The sequence below is a fragment of the Streptomyces sp. NPDC005485 genome (genome assembly GCF_040606085.1).
GTDB lineage: Bacteria > Actinomycetota > Actinomycetes > Streptomycetales > Streptomycetaceae > Streptomyces.
The window spans coordinates 1-14136 of the sequence record NZ_JBEXDZ010000081.1; the positions used below are offsets into that span (position 1 = coordinate 1).

Sequence of the window (14136 nt, forward strand, 5' to 3'; positions counted from 1 at the left end):
GCCACGTGGGCGGGCGGGGCCGCCACGATCGCGAGGTCGACGGGCCCCTCGGGCGCCTCGTCGGTGCCGGCGCCGAGCGCGGCGGCCGTGCGGGCCTGCTCCGGGTCGTGGTCGGCGAGGTGGACGACGACGCCGCGCGAGACGAGCGCCAGTGCGGCGGACGTGCCGATCAGCCCGGTTCCGATGACGAGTGCGGTTCTCACTGGGCGATGTCCTTGCGCAGCGCGCCCGCGGCCCCGAGGTAGACGTGGGCGATCTCGGAGCGCGGCAGATCGGACTCGATGTGCGCGAGGATCCGTACGACCCGGGGCATCGCGCCCTCGATGTCCAGTTCCTGGGCGCAGATCAGCGGTACGTCGACGATGCCGAGCTTGCGTGCGGCCGCCGCCGGGAAGTCGCTGTGCAGGTCGGGCGTCGCCGTGAACCAGATGCTGATCAGGTCGTCGGTGGTGAGCCCATTGCGCTCCAGGACGGCGGTGAGCAGCTCGCTGACCTGCTCGTCCATGTGCCCGGCCTCGTCCCGCTCCAGTTGGACGGCGCCCCGGACCGCTCGTACCGCCACGGTGATGCTCCTTGCTGATGTACGGAAGCTGCTTGTCACACCAGCGTAGTCAGGCCGCACCGGGCCGGTGCGCGGCGCCCGCCTGCCGAGACGGCGGGACAGCCGTCCGGGAGGCCGAGGACTCACGACAATGTCACCTGAATGTCCCTATTCCGCTACTTGGGGGCAGAACACCCCAGTGCGCTACTGGACGCGGGGGCGTCGGTCCGCTCTCATGGCAGAAGACTCGCCTCGGGGGAGGCCCGTATGAAGCGTCCCGGACCGCTGTTCACCCTTCTCGCAGGGCTGTTGCTCGGCCTGTTCATGCTGTCGCTCAATGCGACGACAGGGACGAAGAGCGCGTCGACGTACCGGGAGGAACCGTCCGGTGTGACCAAGTCGCCGAGCCCGACTTCCCCGCCTGCCAAGACCACACCGCCGCCCAGCCTGTCCCCGTCGAAGCCTCCCGTCCCCAACGCGGACTACGCGGGACGCACCGACGACGACTCCTCCGCGGTCGCCGTCTCGCTGCGCGACGGCAAGGGCATCGCGTACTTCTGCGACGGCCACGACAAGGAGTCCTGGCTGAAGGGTGACGTCAAGGACGACGGCACCATGAAGCTCACCGGCAAGGACGGCGCCGCGCTGACGGGCACCCTGAAGAACAACAAGCTGATCCGCGGCACCGTGGACATCGCCGGCGGCCACTACGGGTTCACCGCCGAAAAGGCGGTCAAGCCGTCCGGGCTGTACCGGGCGACGGCCACGGTGCGCGGCGCGAAGATCGAGGGCGGCTGGATCGTGCTGCCGGGCGGCCGGCAGGTCGGCATCGTCGACCGCGACGGCGAGCCCGCGGCCGCGCCGAAGATCGACCCGGCGACGGGTGCGGTGACCGTCGACGGGCAGCAGCTCACGGCCCGCCCGGTCACGCCCTGACCGTCCCAGCCCCTGACACCTCTTCCGCTCCGCCAGGGAGTCGAACATGACCGTGCACCCGACGTACGCAGGGAGTCGGCGATGAGCATCGATCCGAACGCAGCCACCCAGGGCTTCCCGTCCCCCGAGCCCGCCCACCGCCGTCCCGGCGCGGCCCGCTATCTCGTCCCGGCCCTGGTCGCCGCCGCGGTCGCGGTGGGCCTCGGCGCGTACGGGAAGGTGCACGACCCGGCGGGGACCGCCTTCAACCTCGCGGGGTTCAGCAGCACCGGCGCGGTGAAGTCGTGGCTGGCGACCATCGCGTTCGCCTTCGCGCTCGTCCAGCTCGTCTCCGCGTTCATGGTGTACGGGAAGCTGCCGGGGCCGAGCTGGGCGGCGGTGCTGCACCGCTGGTCGGGCCGGATCGCCTTCCTGGTCGCGGTCCCGGTCGCGGTGCACTGTCTGTACGCGTTCGGCTATCAGACGTACGAAACGCGCGTCTTGTGGCACTCGCTCCTGGGTTGCTTCTTCTTCGGGGCCTTCAGTGCCAAGATGCTGCTGCTCCGCTCGGAGCGCCTTCCCGGCTGGCTGCTGCCGATCGTCGGCGGCCTCGTCTTCACCGTTCTCACGATCCTCTGGCTGACGTCCGCCCTCTGGTTCTTCCGCACGTTCGGAGTGACGACATGACCCACCGCTCGACGCGTCGCACGGTTCTCGCGACGGGCGCGGCCGCGCTGGTCTGCGGGTGCAGCAAGTACGGCGACAACAACTCCTCGGGATCGGCCGCGAACGCCTCCAGCGGTCAGGAGCTCGCCAAGACGGCCGACATCCCGGTCGGCGGCGGCAAGATCTTCAAGGACGAGAAGGTCGTGGTGACCCAGCCGAAGAAGGGCGACTTCAAGGCCTTCTCGGCGGTCTGCACCCACCAGGGCTGCACGGTGGGCACCGTCTCCGACGGCATCATCGAATGCCCCTGTCACCACAGCAAGTACCGCATCGCGGACGGTTCGGTGGCCGGTGGTCCGGCGCCGAAGCCGCTGCCCGCCAAGGAGATCACGGTGAAGGGAAATTCGATCAAACTGGCGTGAGCGGGCACGTACGCTCGCGTCCATGCCCGCAACCGACCTGGTCCGCGACCACACTGTGTACTCCTGTGTCATGGGGTCGCGCGCCTTCGGTCTGGCCACCGACGGCAGCGACACGGACCGGCGCGGGGTGTTCCTGGCGCCCACCGCGCTGTTCTGGCGCTTCGAGAAGCCGCCGACGCACGTGGAGGGGCCGGCCGAGGAGCAGTTCAGCTGGGAGCTGGAGCGCTTCTGCGAGCTGGCCCTGCGCGCGAACCCGAACGTCCTGGAGTGCCTGCACTCCCCGCTGGTGGAGTACGTCGACGACACGGGCCGTGAACTGCTGGCCCTGCGCGGCGCGTTCCTCTCGCGCGGGGCCCACGAGACGTTCGCGCGCTACGCACTGGGCCAGCGCAAGAAGCTGGACGCGGACGTCCGCACGCATGGCGCCCCGCGCTGGAAGCACGCGATGCACCTGCTGCGCCTCCTGATGAGCTGCCGCGACCTGCTCCGCACGGGTGAGCTGACGATCGACGTGGGTGACCAGCGCGAACCGCTGCTGGCGGTCAAGCGCGGCGAGGTCCCCTGGCCGCGGGTCGAGTCCTGGATGTCACGTCTGGCTGCGGAGACGGACAGCGCGGCGGCCGGGAGCCCGTTGCCGTCCGAGCCCGACCACGCGCGCGTGGAGGACTTCCTCGTCCGCGCCCGTCGCGCCTCAGCCCTCCAGGCGGACCCGGACGACGAGCGCGTGGAGGGCGTCGTACGCGGCGGGGGCGTCCGGCAGCGCTGAGGCCTCCTGCGCGTCGTCCAGCACGGCGTGCAGCCGCTCCACGTCGTCCTGCACGCGCGTGTGGCCGACGCCCGCCTCCCCGTGCTCCCGCTCGGCCTTGGCGGCGACCAGCTCCGGCAGGTACGCCGGTGCCGGGACCTGTTCGACGAGGGTGGGCAGATGGGCCTGCACCTCGCCGCTGCGCATCAGGTGGATGCCGGTCAGCAGCACACGGAACGTGTAGAGCAGCGGCTTGAGTTCACCGGTCTTCTCGAAGAGCCGCCACTGGGTGCCCGCGAACCCCCTGTAGTGGTGGGCGTGATGGCTGGTGAGGACGCCGGGCGCGAGCGCCGCCAGCTCCCGGTGCGTGTCGGTGGTGTGCACGACCAGCGGCGAGAGCAGCTGCTCCAGCACATAGCCGTTGCGGCGCAGCATCAGCCGTACGAACTTGCGCAGGTCGTGCGTGACCAGGTCCATCTCGACCCCGTCCCGGTCCCACATCCGCGACCGGGTCTCCTCGGGCTCGCGCAGTCCGAGCAACTCGGCCGCCGGGAGCAGGTGCACACCTCGCAGGTCGACGTCCGAGTCGCGCGACGGGAAGCCGTAGAGGTGCGCCCCCGAGACGGTGGCGAACAGCACGGGATCGGGCTGTTCGGCCACCACGGGCGCGAGGTCGATGTCGTCGAGGTCGAGGGCGCCGGCGGTCATCCCCTAAGCGTCCCAGAGCGCTCCCAGCGACATGAGATCGCCCTGGTACTCGATGCGGTCGGCCCATTCCGTGGGCCAGGCGTCCGAGCCGTGGTAGGCGCCGGCGAAGGCGCCCGCCAGGCAGGCGATGGAGTCGGAGTCGCCGGAGGTGCAGGCGGCCCGGCGCAGCGCGGTGAGGGGTTCGTCGACGAAGAGGAGGAAGCAGAGCAGGCCGGTGGCGAGCGCCTCCTCGGCGATCCAGCCCTCGCCGGTGGCCAGGCACGGGTCGGTCTCCGGCGAGACCGTGCGCACGGCGTGCCGGACCCGGTCCAGGGCCTCCAGGCACTCGTCCCAGCCTCGGGCGATGAAGTGCTCCGGCGTGGGGTCCTCACTGCGGGACCACAGGTCGCCGAGCCAGCGGGAGTGGTAGCGCTGGCGGTTCTCGTAGGCGTACGACCGCAGTTGTCCGATCAGGCCCATCGGTTCGGCGCCCTGTGCGAGGAGCCGGATCGCGTGCGCGGTGAGGTCGGAGGCGGCGAGCGCCGTGGGGTGCCCGTGGGTGAGTGCGGCCTGCAACTGGGCGGCGCCGGCGCGCTGTTCGTCGCTCAGTCCCCGTACGAGCCCGACGGGGGCGACGCGCATGTTGGCGCCGCAGCCCTTGGAGTTGATCTGGCTGGCCTCCTGCCAGGGGCGGCCTTCGGTCTTGAGGAGGTTGCAGGCGACCAGGCAGGTGCGGCCGGGTGCACGGTTGTTGTCGGGCGACTGGTACCAGTCCACGAACTCCTCGCGCACCGGCCGCTCCATCCGCAGCGGCCCGAGCAGCCCGCGGTCCGTGGCCGTGCGCAGCCCCCGCGCGAGCGCGAGCGTCATCTGCGTGTCGTCGGTGACGTACGCGGGCCTGGGCAGCTCCATCGTGCGCCAGGGCCCGCACTTGGCGAGGATGGACGGCACGTCGTTGAACTCGGTCGGGAAGCCGAGTGCGTCACCGAGGGCCAGGCCGAGCAGTGTTCCGGTGGCGGCGCGCTTGGCGAGCGTCGTGGTGGTCATGAGGGCCGTCCTTCCGAAGTGGGGCGCAGCAGGGGCGGGTGCAGAGCGGTGGCACCACCGGCGCGGTACAGCGCGGCCGGCTTTCCGCGGCCGCCGGTCAGCCGCGCGGCGCCCGGGATCGGTTCGACGAAGCCGGGTGTGGTGAGGACCTTGCGCCGGAAGTTGGGGCGGTCCAGCGCGGTGCCCCACACGGTCTCGTAGACCTGCTGCAGCTCGCCGAGGGTGAACTCGGGCGGGCAGAAGGACGTGGCGAGACAGGTGTACTCGAGCTTGGCGCCGACGCGTTCGTGGGCGTCGGCCAGGATGCGGTCGTGGTCGAAGGCGAGCGGGCCGAGGGCGTTGAAGCGCAGCCACTGGGCCTGGGCCGCGTCGCCGCCGCCGCGCGGCTCGGGAGGGTCCGGGAGCAGGGCGGCGAAGGCGACGGAGACGATCCGCATCCGGGGGTCGCGGTCTGGTTCGCTGTAGGTCCTCAGCTGTTCCAGGTGGAGCCCGGAGATGTCCGACAGGCCGGTCTCCTCGGCGAGTTCGCGCCGGGCGGCGGTCTCCGCGGACTCGTCCGGCTTCACGAAGCCGCCGGGCAGCGCCCAGCGGCCCATGTACGGCTCCTGGCCGCGTTCGACGAGCAGCACCTGGAGCACGCCCGCGCGGACGGTCAGGACGGCCAGGTCGACAGTGACGGCAAAGGGCTCGAAGGCGTACTTGTCGTAGCCGGCGGGCGCCTGGCCGCCGGGCGCGCGATCCTGCTGCGTCAGCACGCCCACCCCCCTTAATAGTCAGTGTGACCAATAGTCATTCCGACTATAAAGAGGGCGGGCGTGCTCGCACAAGCCTCGTAGGGACTCAACTTCCGGTGGTTGAAAGGATTTTTCGCTAAGCCGTCCCGCCCGAGCGGGACGGTGCGAGCGCCGCCACCACGGCCCCCGCCGCGGCAGCCCCCGCCGAGACCCACAGCGCGGGCCCGCACCCGTCGGCGAAGGCGGCGGGCGAGGCATAGCCGCCGTAGTGGGCGAACACGGCTGCCGCGACGGCGATGCCGAAGACCCCGCCCAGCTCGCGCAGTGCCATGTTGACGCCGGCCGCGACGCCCGCGTCGGCCACCGGCACGGACATGGTCGCGGCGTTCGCGGCGGTGGGGAAGACCATGGAGATGCCGACCCCGGAGATGATCAGCGGGACGACCAGGTCTCCGTAGCCGACCCCCGGTTCGACCTGCCAGGCCATCAGCGCGTAGGCGACCGCCTGGAGCGCCAGTCCCGCCAGCATGAAGGGCCGGTTCCCGAACCGGTCCGCCAGCGCGCCCGCGACCGGCGCGACCAGAAGCGGCATCCCGGTCCACACGAGGATGCGTACGCCTGCCTCCAGCGGCGACTGCCCGAGCCCGAGCTGGAAGAGCTGCGTGATCATGAAGAGCGCGCCCAGCAGCGAGAACAGTTGCAGGAAGATCGCTCCGTTCGCGGTGGAGAAGCCGCGCACCCGGAAGTAGCCGAGCGGCAGCATCGGGTACCGGGCCGCGGACCGCTCCCAGCCGAGGAAGGCGGCCACGAACACGACCCCGGCCACCAGCGCGCCGATCACCTCGGCGCTCCCCCACCCGGCCTCGGGGGCCCGCACCGGCGCCCAGGCCAGCCCGGTCAGCGCCACCGCCGCCAACAGCAGTCCGACGACGTCGAGTTGGGGCCGCGGACCGTGGCTCTCACGCAGCTTCAGCGCCGACAGCGGAAGCATGGCGATCCCGAGGGGAACGTTCAGCCAGAAGATCCACTGCCACGACAGGCCTTCGGTGACGGCCCCGCCGAGCACCGGCCCGGCGGCCACCCCGACCCCGGTCACCCCGCCCCACAGCCCGATGGCGACGCCCCGCTTCTCGGCCGGGAACGCGTCGCTGATCAGCGTCAGCGTGAGCGGCAGCAGGACCGCCGCTCCGGCGCCCTGCACCATGCGCGCGGCGATCAGCTGACCCGGCCCGCCCGAGAGCGCCGACGCCGCCGAGGCGAGGGTGAAGACGGCGAGCCCGAGGACGTACATCCGCCGCCGTCCGAACCTGTCGCCGAGCGCGGCGCCCGTCAGGGTGAGGCAGGCGAAGACGAGGTTGTACGCGTTGATCGTCCATTCCAGATCGGACAGGCTCGCCCCGAAGTCGGCCCGCAGCGCGGGCAGCGCCGTGGAGACGACCACCACGTCCAGGGAGCACAACAACGCGCCGAGCCCGGCCAGTACGACGGTCCACGCGCGTCGTGGCGGCGCCTGCTGTTCGGCGGGCCCGCGGACCGGGACGGTCACAGTGTCAGCCATGACGGAACCTTTCGTGAGAACACGGAAACTTCAGGAGGTTCCGTGACAGCACGGGCTCCCTCACGAAAGGCAGACCAGCCCCGTACCGGAAAGGAATCGCGGCGGATCCGGCCGACGCCCCAGGAAGGCGACGAGCCGGTCGCCGGGGCAGGAGCGGGGCTGCACGCCGACCGGCTCGGCGAAGCGCACTCCCCGGTCCTCGTCCGCGACGACGCACCGCGCGACGGGGAACAGGTCGGCGGCGAGCGCCGGCGGCAGCGGGCGCGGCCGCCCGCACGCCTGGGCCACGTCCCACCCGTGCACGGCGATCTCGACGGCGCCCACGGCGGCCAGCACGTCCAGTTCCAGCGACTGCCCACCGACATCCACCGGGATGTCGGTACACGGCACCTCCCCCGCCGCGACCGCCCACGCGCCCAGCAGCGCGCCCGCACGCTCCCGGAACGCGCACACCGGATCGGGTGCGTCCCGCCCGGGGCACAGTCCGACGCTTCCGCCCGCGACCCCCTCGTACAGCGCGTCCACCGAGTCGTCGAGGTGCCGCAGCAGCTCCCCGAGGTCCCACTGCGCGCACGGCGTGGCCCGCCCGAGGCTGCCGGGCACCACGGTGGCGACGCTTCCGAGCGCGTACGCGAGCGAACGCTCCAGCAGCTCCCCGGAGTTCACGCCCACACCTGCGGCATGCGGAAGTGCTCGAAGAGCTCCGGGTCGTCGAGGAAGGCGGTGATCCGGGCGATGTTCCGCCCGCCGGGGGCGAGCGTGAGCACCTGCACGAAGTAGGCCCGGTAGACGCCGTCCGCGCCTCGTTCGTACGTCGCCAGGGCGGGCTGCCCGTTGGCCCGGGTGGGCACCATCCGCAGGCGTCCCGGCCCGCCGACCCGGGCGGCCAGGAAGCGGATGACGTCCTTCTTGCCGCTGAACCACTCCAAGTAGGGCGGCATCTCCAGTTCGGCGCCGTCCTGGAGCAGGTCGAGCAGGGCATCCATGTCGGCGTGCTCGAAGGCCGCCGCATAGCGGTCGATCAGCTCGCGGTCCCCTGCGACATCGGGCTCGGTCACCAGGTCCTCGTCGGGAGCGACCTCGTCGAGGCGGGCACGCGCGCGTTGGAGGCTGCTTTTGACGGCGGCCGTCGAGGTCCCGAGCAGCGCGGCGACCTCGGGGGCCCGCCAGGCCAGCACGTCCCGCAGGATGAGCACGGCCCGCTGCCTGGCGGGGAGGTTCTGCAGCGCGGCGACCAGCGCGAGCCGCAGGCTGCCGCGCGCCGCCACGACGGTCGCCGGGTCGACGAGCGCGTCGGGCAGCGGCTGCAGCCACGGCACGTCGCTCGCAGGGGCCCTCAGAGGCTCCTCAGGCGTGTCTGAGGGCCCTGCGAGCCCGGAGGGCAGCGGACGGCGCATCCGGCCCTCCAGAGCCGTCAGACACGTATTCGTGGCGATCCGGTGCAGCCAGGTGCGCAGCGAGGCACGGCCCTCGTATCCGTCGTAGGACCGCCAGGCCCGCAGATACGTCTCCTGCACCAGGTCCTCCGCGTCGTCCACCGAGCCGAGCATCCGGTAGCAGTGGGCAAGGAGCTCCCGTCGGTACGTCTCCGTCAGCCGTACGAACTCGTCGCGGTCCGTCGTCGCGGTCATGTCCGCTCCCTTCGTCACCGGTACAGACCGGCGGGGCGGCGAAAACGAATCGGCCGGTCCCGGAGAAAATCCGGAACCGGCCGACGCGCGCGCGTGGGACTTGAGAGTCGAGGCGCAGGGTCGGACTACAGGTCGACTTCCTGCATCAGCATGCCGACCTCGGTGTTGGACAGGCGGCGCAGCCAGCCCGACTTCTGGTCTCCCAGGGTGATCGGGCCGAAGGAGACACGCACCAGCTTGTCGACCGGGAAGCCGGCCTCGGCGAGCATGCGGCGCACGATGTGCTTGCGGCCCTCGTGCAGGGTCACCTCTACGAGGTAGTTCTTGCCGGTCTGCTCGACGACGCGGAAGTGGTCCGCCTTCGCGTACCCGTCCTCCAGCTGGATGCCGTCCTTGAGCTGCTTGCCCAGGTCGCGCGGGATCGGGCCCACGATGTGCGCGAGGTAGACCTTCTTCACGCCGTACTTGGGGTGGGTCAGGCGGTGCGCCAGCTCGCCGTGGTTGGTGAGCAGGATCACACCCTCGGTCTCGGTGTCGAGCCGGCCCACGTGGAAGAGCCGCGTCTCGCGGTTCGTCACGTAGTCACCGAGGCACTGCCGGCCCTCGGTGTCCTCCATGGTCGAGACGACACCGGCGGGCTTGTTCAGCGAGAAGAACTGGTACGACTGCGTGGCCACGGTCAGCCCGTCGACCCTGATCTCGTCGTTCTCCGGGTCGACGCGCATGCCCTGCTCCAGGACGATCTCGCCGTTGACCTCGACGCGCGCCTGCTCGATCAGCTCCTCGCAGGAACGCCGCGAGCCGTAGCCGGCGCGTGCGAGCACCTTCTGCAGGCGCTCACCCTCCTGCTCGGCGCCCGGGAACGTCTTGGGCGGCTTGATGTCCGCCTTGCCCGCGTACCGGTCGCGGTTGCGCTCCTCGGTCCGTGCCTCCAGCTCGCGGGAACGGGCCGGAGCCGTACGTCCGCCGCGCTGCTGCCCCTGCTTGGGGCCGCCCTTGGCGCCGCCGCGGGCCGCGTTGCCGCGCCCCGACTTCGGGCCCTCGTGGGTGGCGCCGGGGCCCACGTCGTAACGACGCTCCTCGGGACGGGGCTTGCCGGCGCGCTTCGGCCTGTCGTCGCGCCCTCCACCGGCCGCCGGCCGGCCGCCCTGCTTGTCGTCGCGGTCGTTCCCGGCACCGCGGTAGTTACCGCGGCCACCGCTGCTCCCGCCGCGGCCGCCGCTGTTGCCACCACGGCTCCCGCCGTTGTTTCCGCTGCTGTTCCTGCCGCTACTGCTTCGCATCAAAGTTCCGTCTAGTCGTCTGCGTCGTCTTCACCCGGCGCGTCAGGAGCGTCCGGGTCGAACGACGGAACACCTTCCTGTGTCTCGGCCTCGATCGCATCCGCCTCGGGAAGGAAGGGCGCGAGCTCCGGGAGTTCGTCCAGACCGCGCAGGCCCATCCGCTCCAGAAAGTAGTTCGTCGTCCTGTACAGGATCGCACCTGTTTCGGGTTCCGCGCCCGCCTCCTCGACCAGACCGCGCTGCAGGAGGGTGCGCATCACGCCGTCGCAGTTCACTCCGCGGACCGCCGAGACCCTGCTGCGGCTGACCGGCTGGCGGTACGCGACGACCGCGAGGGTCTCCAGGGCCGCCTGGGTGAGCCGGGCCTGCTGGCCGTCGAGAACGAAGCGTTCCGCGGCCGCCGCGTACTCGGGGCGGGTGTAGAAGCGCCAGCCGCCGGCGATGAGCCGCAGCTCGAAGCCGCGCCCCTGGACCGTGTACTCGTCGGCCAGCTCCCGCAGCGCGTCCGCGACCTGGCGCCGCGGCCGCTCCACGATCTTCGCGAGGTGCTCCTCGGTCGCGGGCTCGTCCACGACCATGAGGACGGCCTCCAGGGCGGGCTTGAGGTCGAGGTCGGCGACGGTACGCGGGCCCGCCGGTGCCTCACTGATCTGCTCGCTCACGCCTTCTTCTCCTCCTTGGCGTCCTCGAAGGGCCGGTCGAACTCGTCCGTCACCCTCGGCTGGTCCCCGCCTTCCCCACCGGTCCAGCGGACGATCAGGTCCCCGAGGGCGTCCTCCTGGTCCAGCGTGACCGCCTTCTCCCGGTACAGCTCCAGCAGGGCGAGGAAGCGGGCCACCACGGTGAGGGTGTCGTCGGTGTCCTCGACGAGCGTCCGGAAGCTGGCCTCCCCCAGCTCCCGCAGCCGCGCCACGACGATCCCGGCCTGTTCCTGCACGCTCACCAGCGGCGCGTGGATGTGATCGACGTACACCTGCGGCTTGGCCCTCGGCTGCATGGCCTTCACGGCGAGCTTGGCGAACCCCTCCGCCCCGATGCTGATCACGACCTCGGGCAGCAGCTCGGCGTGGTGGGCCTCCAGGCCCACGGTCCGGGGGTAGCGGCGGGCCTCCTCGTCGAGGCGGGCGTTGAAGATGTCGGCGATCCGCTTGTACGCCCGGTACTGCAGCAGCCGCGCGAACAGCAGGTCCCGGGCCTCCAGCAGCGCCAGATCCGCCTCGTCCTCCACCTCGGCGGTGGGCAGCAGCCGCGCCGCCTTGAGGTCCAGCAGCGTGGCGGCGACGACCAGGAACTCCGTCGTCTGGTCGAGGTCCCAGTCCGGCCCCATCGCCCGGATGTGCGCCATGAACTCGTCGGTCACCTTGGAGAGGGCGACCTCGGTGACGTCGAGCTTGTGCTTGGAGATCAGCTGGAGGAGCAGATCGAAGGGCCCCTCGAAATTCGAGAGGCGAACCTTGAAGACACCGTCGCCGGCGGCAGGCGAGGAGTCGTCCTCGACGGGAGACCCGCTCGCCCCCGGGGACTCGCTCTCCGCCACCGGCGGGATGCGCGGCATGGGACCCGCGGGCGGCGGTCCAGGCTCCACCACTGGCGGTCCAGGTTCCACCACAGGCGGTCCAGGCTCCACCACAGGCGGCTCGGGCTCCGCCACAGGCGGTCCAGGTTCCACCACAGGCGCCTCGGGCGCGCCCCCCTCGGGCGGGGGAACCGCCCCGGGCCCCCGCCCCAGCGCACGCCTACGGCCGGCGGAGCCGGGAGCGGGGGTGGGGACGTCGTTCGAGGTCATGGCGGTCGCAGGCTATCGCCTAACGGCCGCGCAGCCGCCGTACGAGAATGCTCGCGTCGCCGCGGGATTCCAGGTCCGCGAGCACCACGGCGACCGCCTCGCGGACGATCCGCCCGCGGTCGACGGCGAGCCCGTGCTCGCCCCGGAGCACCAGACGGGCGTGCTCGAGGTCCATGAGCTCCTCGGCGGACACGTACACCGTGATCTTCTCGTCGTGCCGCTCCCGCCCGCTGGGGCGGCGGTTGGCGGCGCGCTGGCGCTTGCTGCTGCGCGACTCGGCCGCGGCAGAACCTTCCTGCGGTCCCTGACGTCGCCCGGAGCGCTCCGCCGCCGCGGCCCGGCTGCGGGATTCCCCCGCGTCGTACTCGGCGTCGGTGGCGACATGTTCGTCGCCCTCGCCGTCACCGCCCTGGACGGGCACCGACTGCGGTGCGTCGTCACCGGCGGCGACCGCGTCGCTCTCCCCCGCCGGACCCGGCACCCGGGCCTCGCCGTTGGCCCGGCGAGAGGGGCTGGACGCCTGCAGCGCCATTCCCCCGGTGGTACGGAACAGTTCGTCGGCCCCCGGCAGACTCACTCGGCGTGACACCGGGCGAGCACCTCCCTGGCGAGCTGGCGATAGGCGGCGGCACCAACGGAGTTGGAGGCGTACGTGGTGATCGGTTCACCGGCGACGGTGGTCTCCGGGAAGCGGACGGTCCGGCCGATCACCGTGTGGTAGACGTGATCGTCGAACGCCTCGACCACGCGCGCGAGCACCTCACGGCTGTGCACCGTGCGGGAGTCGTACATCGTGGCGAGGATGCCGTCGAGCTCCAGCTCGGGGTTGAGCCGCTCCTGGACCTTCTCGATGGTCTCGGTGAGCAGCGCGACACCACGCAGCGCGAAGAACTCGCACTCCAACGGCACTATCACCTTGTGGGCGGCCGTCAGGGCGTTGACGGTGAGCAGACCGAGCGAGGGCTGACAGTCGATCACGATGTAGTCGTAGTCGGCCATCAGGGGCTTGAGCGCACGCTGGAGCGTGGACTCGCGCGCGACCTCGGAGACGAGCTGCACCTCGGCGGCGGACAGGTCGATGTTGCTGGGCAGCAGGTCCATGTTCGGGACCGCCGTCTTCAGGAGCACCTCGTCGGCCGCCATGCCCCGCTCCATGAGCAGGTTGTAGACGGTGAGGTCGAGCTCCATCGGGTTGACGCCGAGGCCCACGGACAGCGCGCCCTGCGGGTCGAAGTCGACGAGCAGCACCCGGCGTCCGTACTCCGCGAGCGCGGCACCCAGGTTGATGGTCGACGTGGTCTTGCCCACGCCGCCCTTCTGGTTGCACATCGCGATGATCTTCGCGGGTCCGTGATCGGTCAGCGGGCCCGGAATCGGGAAGTACGGCAGCGGGCGCCCGGTGGGACCGACGCGCTCGCGGCGCTGGCGGGCAGCGTCGGGCGCGAGCGTGGCCGCGTACTCGGGATCGGGCTCGTACTCGGCGTCGGGGTCGTAGAAGTGCCCTTCGGGCAGTTCGTCGTAGTCGGCGAAGTGGGTGTGGTTCTCGCCACTTCCGTTGCCGGCCATGGCGTTCACGTGATGGCCATCCATGCTCTGGTGTGCTGTCCGAGTCGTCTGCGGACTTTGACGGGCGGCGAAGGTACGCACAGCGACGGAGCCGACAGCCTCGAGCCCGACCGGGCCCTGGCCCCGCGCAGGCATTCCTGGTTGACCACCCCCGGGAGTAAATGTCGACTCATTCACAAGTCGTCTTACCTCCTTGGTGACCAGGAAACTTCTAGATAGGTCAGCGTGGCACCATGCCGACGGTTGGCGACTCTATGGCGTGTCACCGGTCCGCAGCAACACAATCCGCCGGACCCGGCCCGATGTGTCGGCAACCGAACACCCCTCTGTCAAGGGCGTAAGGCCGTCGCACAGCAGGTTTCACCGGTGTGCGAATCGGTTAAAGAGTTACGTTCGCGGCAAGTTGATCGAGTGTCGCAAAGTGACCCGACACACATCCGGCCGGACCTTGTCCGGCAAGGTCCGGCTGGGTGCGCGGTGTTGACGACCTGTGTTGACGTATCGCCTTTTGTCGGCCGCGAGTCGACCGTGCGGCAGTCATGAGTCAGCCGGTAA

The 14136-nt window shown here is 71.2% G+C and carries 17 protein-coding genes; 4 read left to right on the forward strand and 13 right to left on the reverse strand.

Going from position 1 to position 14136, the window contains the following annotated elements; genetic code table 11:
* The coding region (locus ABZS97_RS25280) for a 3-hydroxyacyl-CoA dehydrogenase NAD-binding domain-containing protein (RefSeq protein WP_356140755.1) at window positions 1-203 on the reverse strand (203 nt) is incomplete at its 3' end.
* The gene (gene aroH / locus ABZS97_RS25285) at window positions 200-562 is read right to left on the reverse strand and encodes a chorismate mutase (RefSeq protein WP_356140757.1); all 363 of its coding nucleotides are present in this window, start codon (window positions 560-562) and stop codon (window positions 200-202) included. The genes ABZS97_RS25280 and aroH, both read right to left, overlap by 4 nt.
* Before the next feature lie 246 nt (window positions 563-808).
* Between aroH and ABZS97_RS25290 the strand changes: the two genes are divergently transcribed.
* The 4 genes from ABZS97_RS25290 to ABZS97_RS25305 all read left to right on the forward strand — a co-directional run bounded on the left by ABZS97_RS25290 (window position 809) and on the right by ABZS97_RS25305 (window position 3310).
* Window positions 809-1477, forward strand: coding sequence for a hypothetical protein (locus ABZS97_RS25290; protein ID WP_356140759.1), 669 nt, complete (start codon window positions 809-811; stop codon window positions 1475-1477).
* An 81-nt stretch (window positions 1478-1558) separates the two neighbouring features.
* Window positions 1559-2143 carry a DUF6529 family protein gene (locus ABZS97_RS25295; RefSeq protein WP_356140761.1) on the forward strand — a complete coding sequence of 195 codons (585 nt, stop codon included), beginning with the start codon at window positions 1559-1561 and terminating at the stop codon, window positions 2141-2143.
* The gene (locus tag ABZS97_RS25300) at window positions 2140-2544 is read left to right on the forward strand and encodes a Rieske (2Fe-2S) protein (RefSeq protein ID WP_356140763.1); all 405 of its coding nucleotides are present in this window, start codon (window positions 2140-2142) and stop codon (window positions 2542-2544) included. Before ABZS97_RS25295 ends, ABZS97_RS25300 begins: the two co-directional genes overlap by 4 nt.
* A gap of 22 nt (window positions 2545-2566) precedes the next feature.
* Window positions 2567-3310, forward strand: coding sequence for a nucleotidyltransferase domain-containing protein (locus ABZS97_RS25305; protein WP_356140765.1), 744 nt, complete (start codon window positions 2567-2569; stop codon window positions 3308-3310).
* Here ABZS97_RS25305 and ABZS97_RS25310 read toward each other — a convergent pair.
* The 11 genes from ABZS97_RS25310 to ABZS97_RS25360 all read right to left on the reverse strand — a co-directional run bounded on the left by ABZS97_RS25310 (window position 3236) and on the right by ABZS97_RS25360 (window position 13716).
* Entirely contained in the window at window positions 3236-3997 is a 762-nt protein-coding gene (locus tag ABZS97_RS25310) for a nucleotidyltransferase domain-containing protein (protein ID WP_356140767.1), read from the reverse strand. The genes ABZS97_RS25305 and ABZS97_RS25310 overlap by 75 nt on opposite strands.
* A gap of 3 nt (window positions 3998-4000) precedes the next feature.
* On the reverse strand, window positions 4001-5023 hold the full coding sequence (locus ABZS97_RS25315) for an ADP-ribosylglycohydrolase family protein (RefSeq protein WP_356140769.1): 1023 nt from the start codon (window positions 5021-5023) through the stop codon (window positions 4001-4003).
* Complete coding sequence (locus ABZS97_RS25320) at window positions 5020-5778, reverse strand: NUDIX domain-containing protein (protein ID WP_356140771.1); 759 nt, start codon at window positions 5776-5778, stop codon at window positions 5020-5022. The genes ABZS97_RS25315 and ABZS97_RS25320 overlap by 4 nt, the downstream gene beginning before the upstream one ends.
* Window positions 5779-5893: 115 nt before the next feature.
* Complete coding sequence (locus ABZS97_RS25325) at window positions 5894-7315, reverse strand: MFS transporter (RefSeq protein ID WP_356140773.1); 1422 nt, start codon at window positions 7313-7315, stop codon at window positions 5894-5896.
* 60 nt (window positions 7316-7375) lie between these two features.
* Complete coding sequence (locus ABZS97_RS25330; RefSeq protein WP_356140775.1) at window positions 7376-7981, reverse strand: TIGR03086 family metal-binding protein; 606 nt, start codon at window positions 7979-7981, stop codon at window positions 7376-7378.
* On the reverse strand, window positions 7978-8946 hold the full coding sequence (locus ABZS97_RS25335) for a sigma-70 family RNA polymerase sigma factor (RefSeq protein WP_356140777.1): 969 nt from the start codon (window positions 8944-8946) through the stop codon (window positions 7978-7980). The genes ABZS97_RS25330 and ABZS97_RS25335 overlap by 4 nt, the downstream gene beginning before the upstream one ends.
* A 125-nt stretch (window positions 8947-9071) precedes the next feature.
* Window positions 9072-10229 carry a pseudouridine synthase gene (locus tag ABZS97_RS25340; protein ID WP_356140779.1) on the reverse strand — a complete coding sequence of 386 codons (1158 nt, stop codon included), beginning with the start codon at window positions 10227-10229 and terminating at the stop codon, window positions 9072-9074.
* 11 nt (window positions 10230-10240) lie between these two features.
* A complete protein-coding gene (gene scpB / locus ABZS97_RS25345; protein WP_356140781.1) occupies window positions 10241-10891 on the reverse strand; it encodes an SMC-Scp complex subunit ScpB in 651 nt (216 codons plus the stop codon).
* Complete coding sequence (locus ABZS97_RS25350; protein WP_356140783.1) at window positions 10888-12015, reverse strand: segregation/condensation protein A; 1128 nt, start codon at window positions 12013-12015, stop codon at window positions 10888-10890. Before ABZS97_RS25350 ends, scpB begins: the two co-directional genes overlap by 4 nt.
* A 19-nt stretch (window positions 12016-12034) precedes the next feature.
* Window positions 12035-12604 carry a hypothetical protein gene (locus tag ABZS97_RS25355; RefSeq protein WP_356140785.1) on the reverse strand — a complete coding sequence of 190 codons (570 nt, stop codon included), beginning with the start codon at window positions 12602-12604 and terminating at the stop codon, window positions 12035-12037.
* Window positions 12589-13716: a ParA family protein gene (locus ABZS97_RS25360; protein ID WP_356140787.1), complete on the reverse strand. Its 1128-nt coding sequence runs from the start codon at window positions 13714-13716 to the stop codon at window positions 12589-12591. The genes ABZS97_RS25355 and ABZS97_RS25360 overlap by 16 nt, the downstream gene beginning before the upstream one ends.
* Window positions 13717-14136 lie beyond the last annotated feature (420 nt).

Coding starts and splice junctions, on each gene's coding strand:
- ABZS97_RS25360 (WP_356140787.1), bottom strand. CDS start 13,716: ATGCCTGCGCGGGGCCAGGGCCCGGTCGGGCTCGAGGCTGTCGGCTCC.
- ABZS97_RS25300 (WP_356140763.1), top strand. CDS start 2,140: ATGACCCACCGCTCGACGCGTCGCACGGTTCTCGCGACGGGCGCGGCC.
- ABZS97_RS25335 (WP_356140777.1), bottom strand. CDS start 8,946: ATGACCGCGACGACGGACCGCGACGAGTTCGTACGGCTGACGGAGACG.
- ABZS97_RS25350 (WP_356140783.1), bottom strand. CDS start 12,015: ATGACCTCGAACGACGTCCCCACCCCCGCTCCCGGCTCCGCCGGCCGT.
- ABZS97_RS25290 (WP_356140759.1), top strand. CDS start 809: ATGAAGCGTCCCGGACCGCTGTTCACCCTTCTCGCAGGGCTGTTGCTC.
- ABZS97_RS25315 (WP_356140769.1), bottom strand. CDS start 5,023: ATGACCACCACGACGCTCGCCAAGCGCGCCGCCACCGGAACACTGCTC.
- ABZS97_RS25305 (WP_356140765.1), top strand. CDS start 2,567: ATGCCCGCAACCGACCTGGTCCGCGACCACACTGTGTACTCCTGTGTC.
- ABZS97_RS25310 (WP_356140767.1), bottom strand. CDS start 3,997: ATGACCGCCGGCGCCCTCGACCTCGACGACATCGACCTCGCGCCCGTG.
- ABZS97_RS25295 (WP_356140761.1), top strand. CDS start 1,559: ATGAGCATCGATCCGAACGCAGCCACCCAGGGCTTCCCGTCCCCCGAG.
- ABZS97_RS25340 (WP_356140779.1), bottom strand. CDS start 10,229: ATGCGAAGCAGTAGCGGCAGGAACAGCAGCGGAAACAACGGCGGGAGC.
- ABZS97_RS25325 (WP_356140773.1), bottom strand. CDS start 7,315: ATGGCTGACACTGTGACCGTCCCGGTCCGCGGGCCCGCCGAACAGCAG.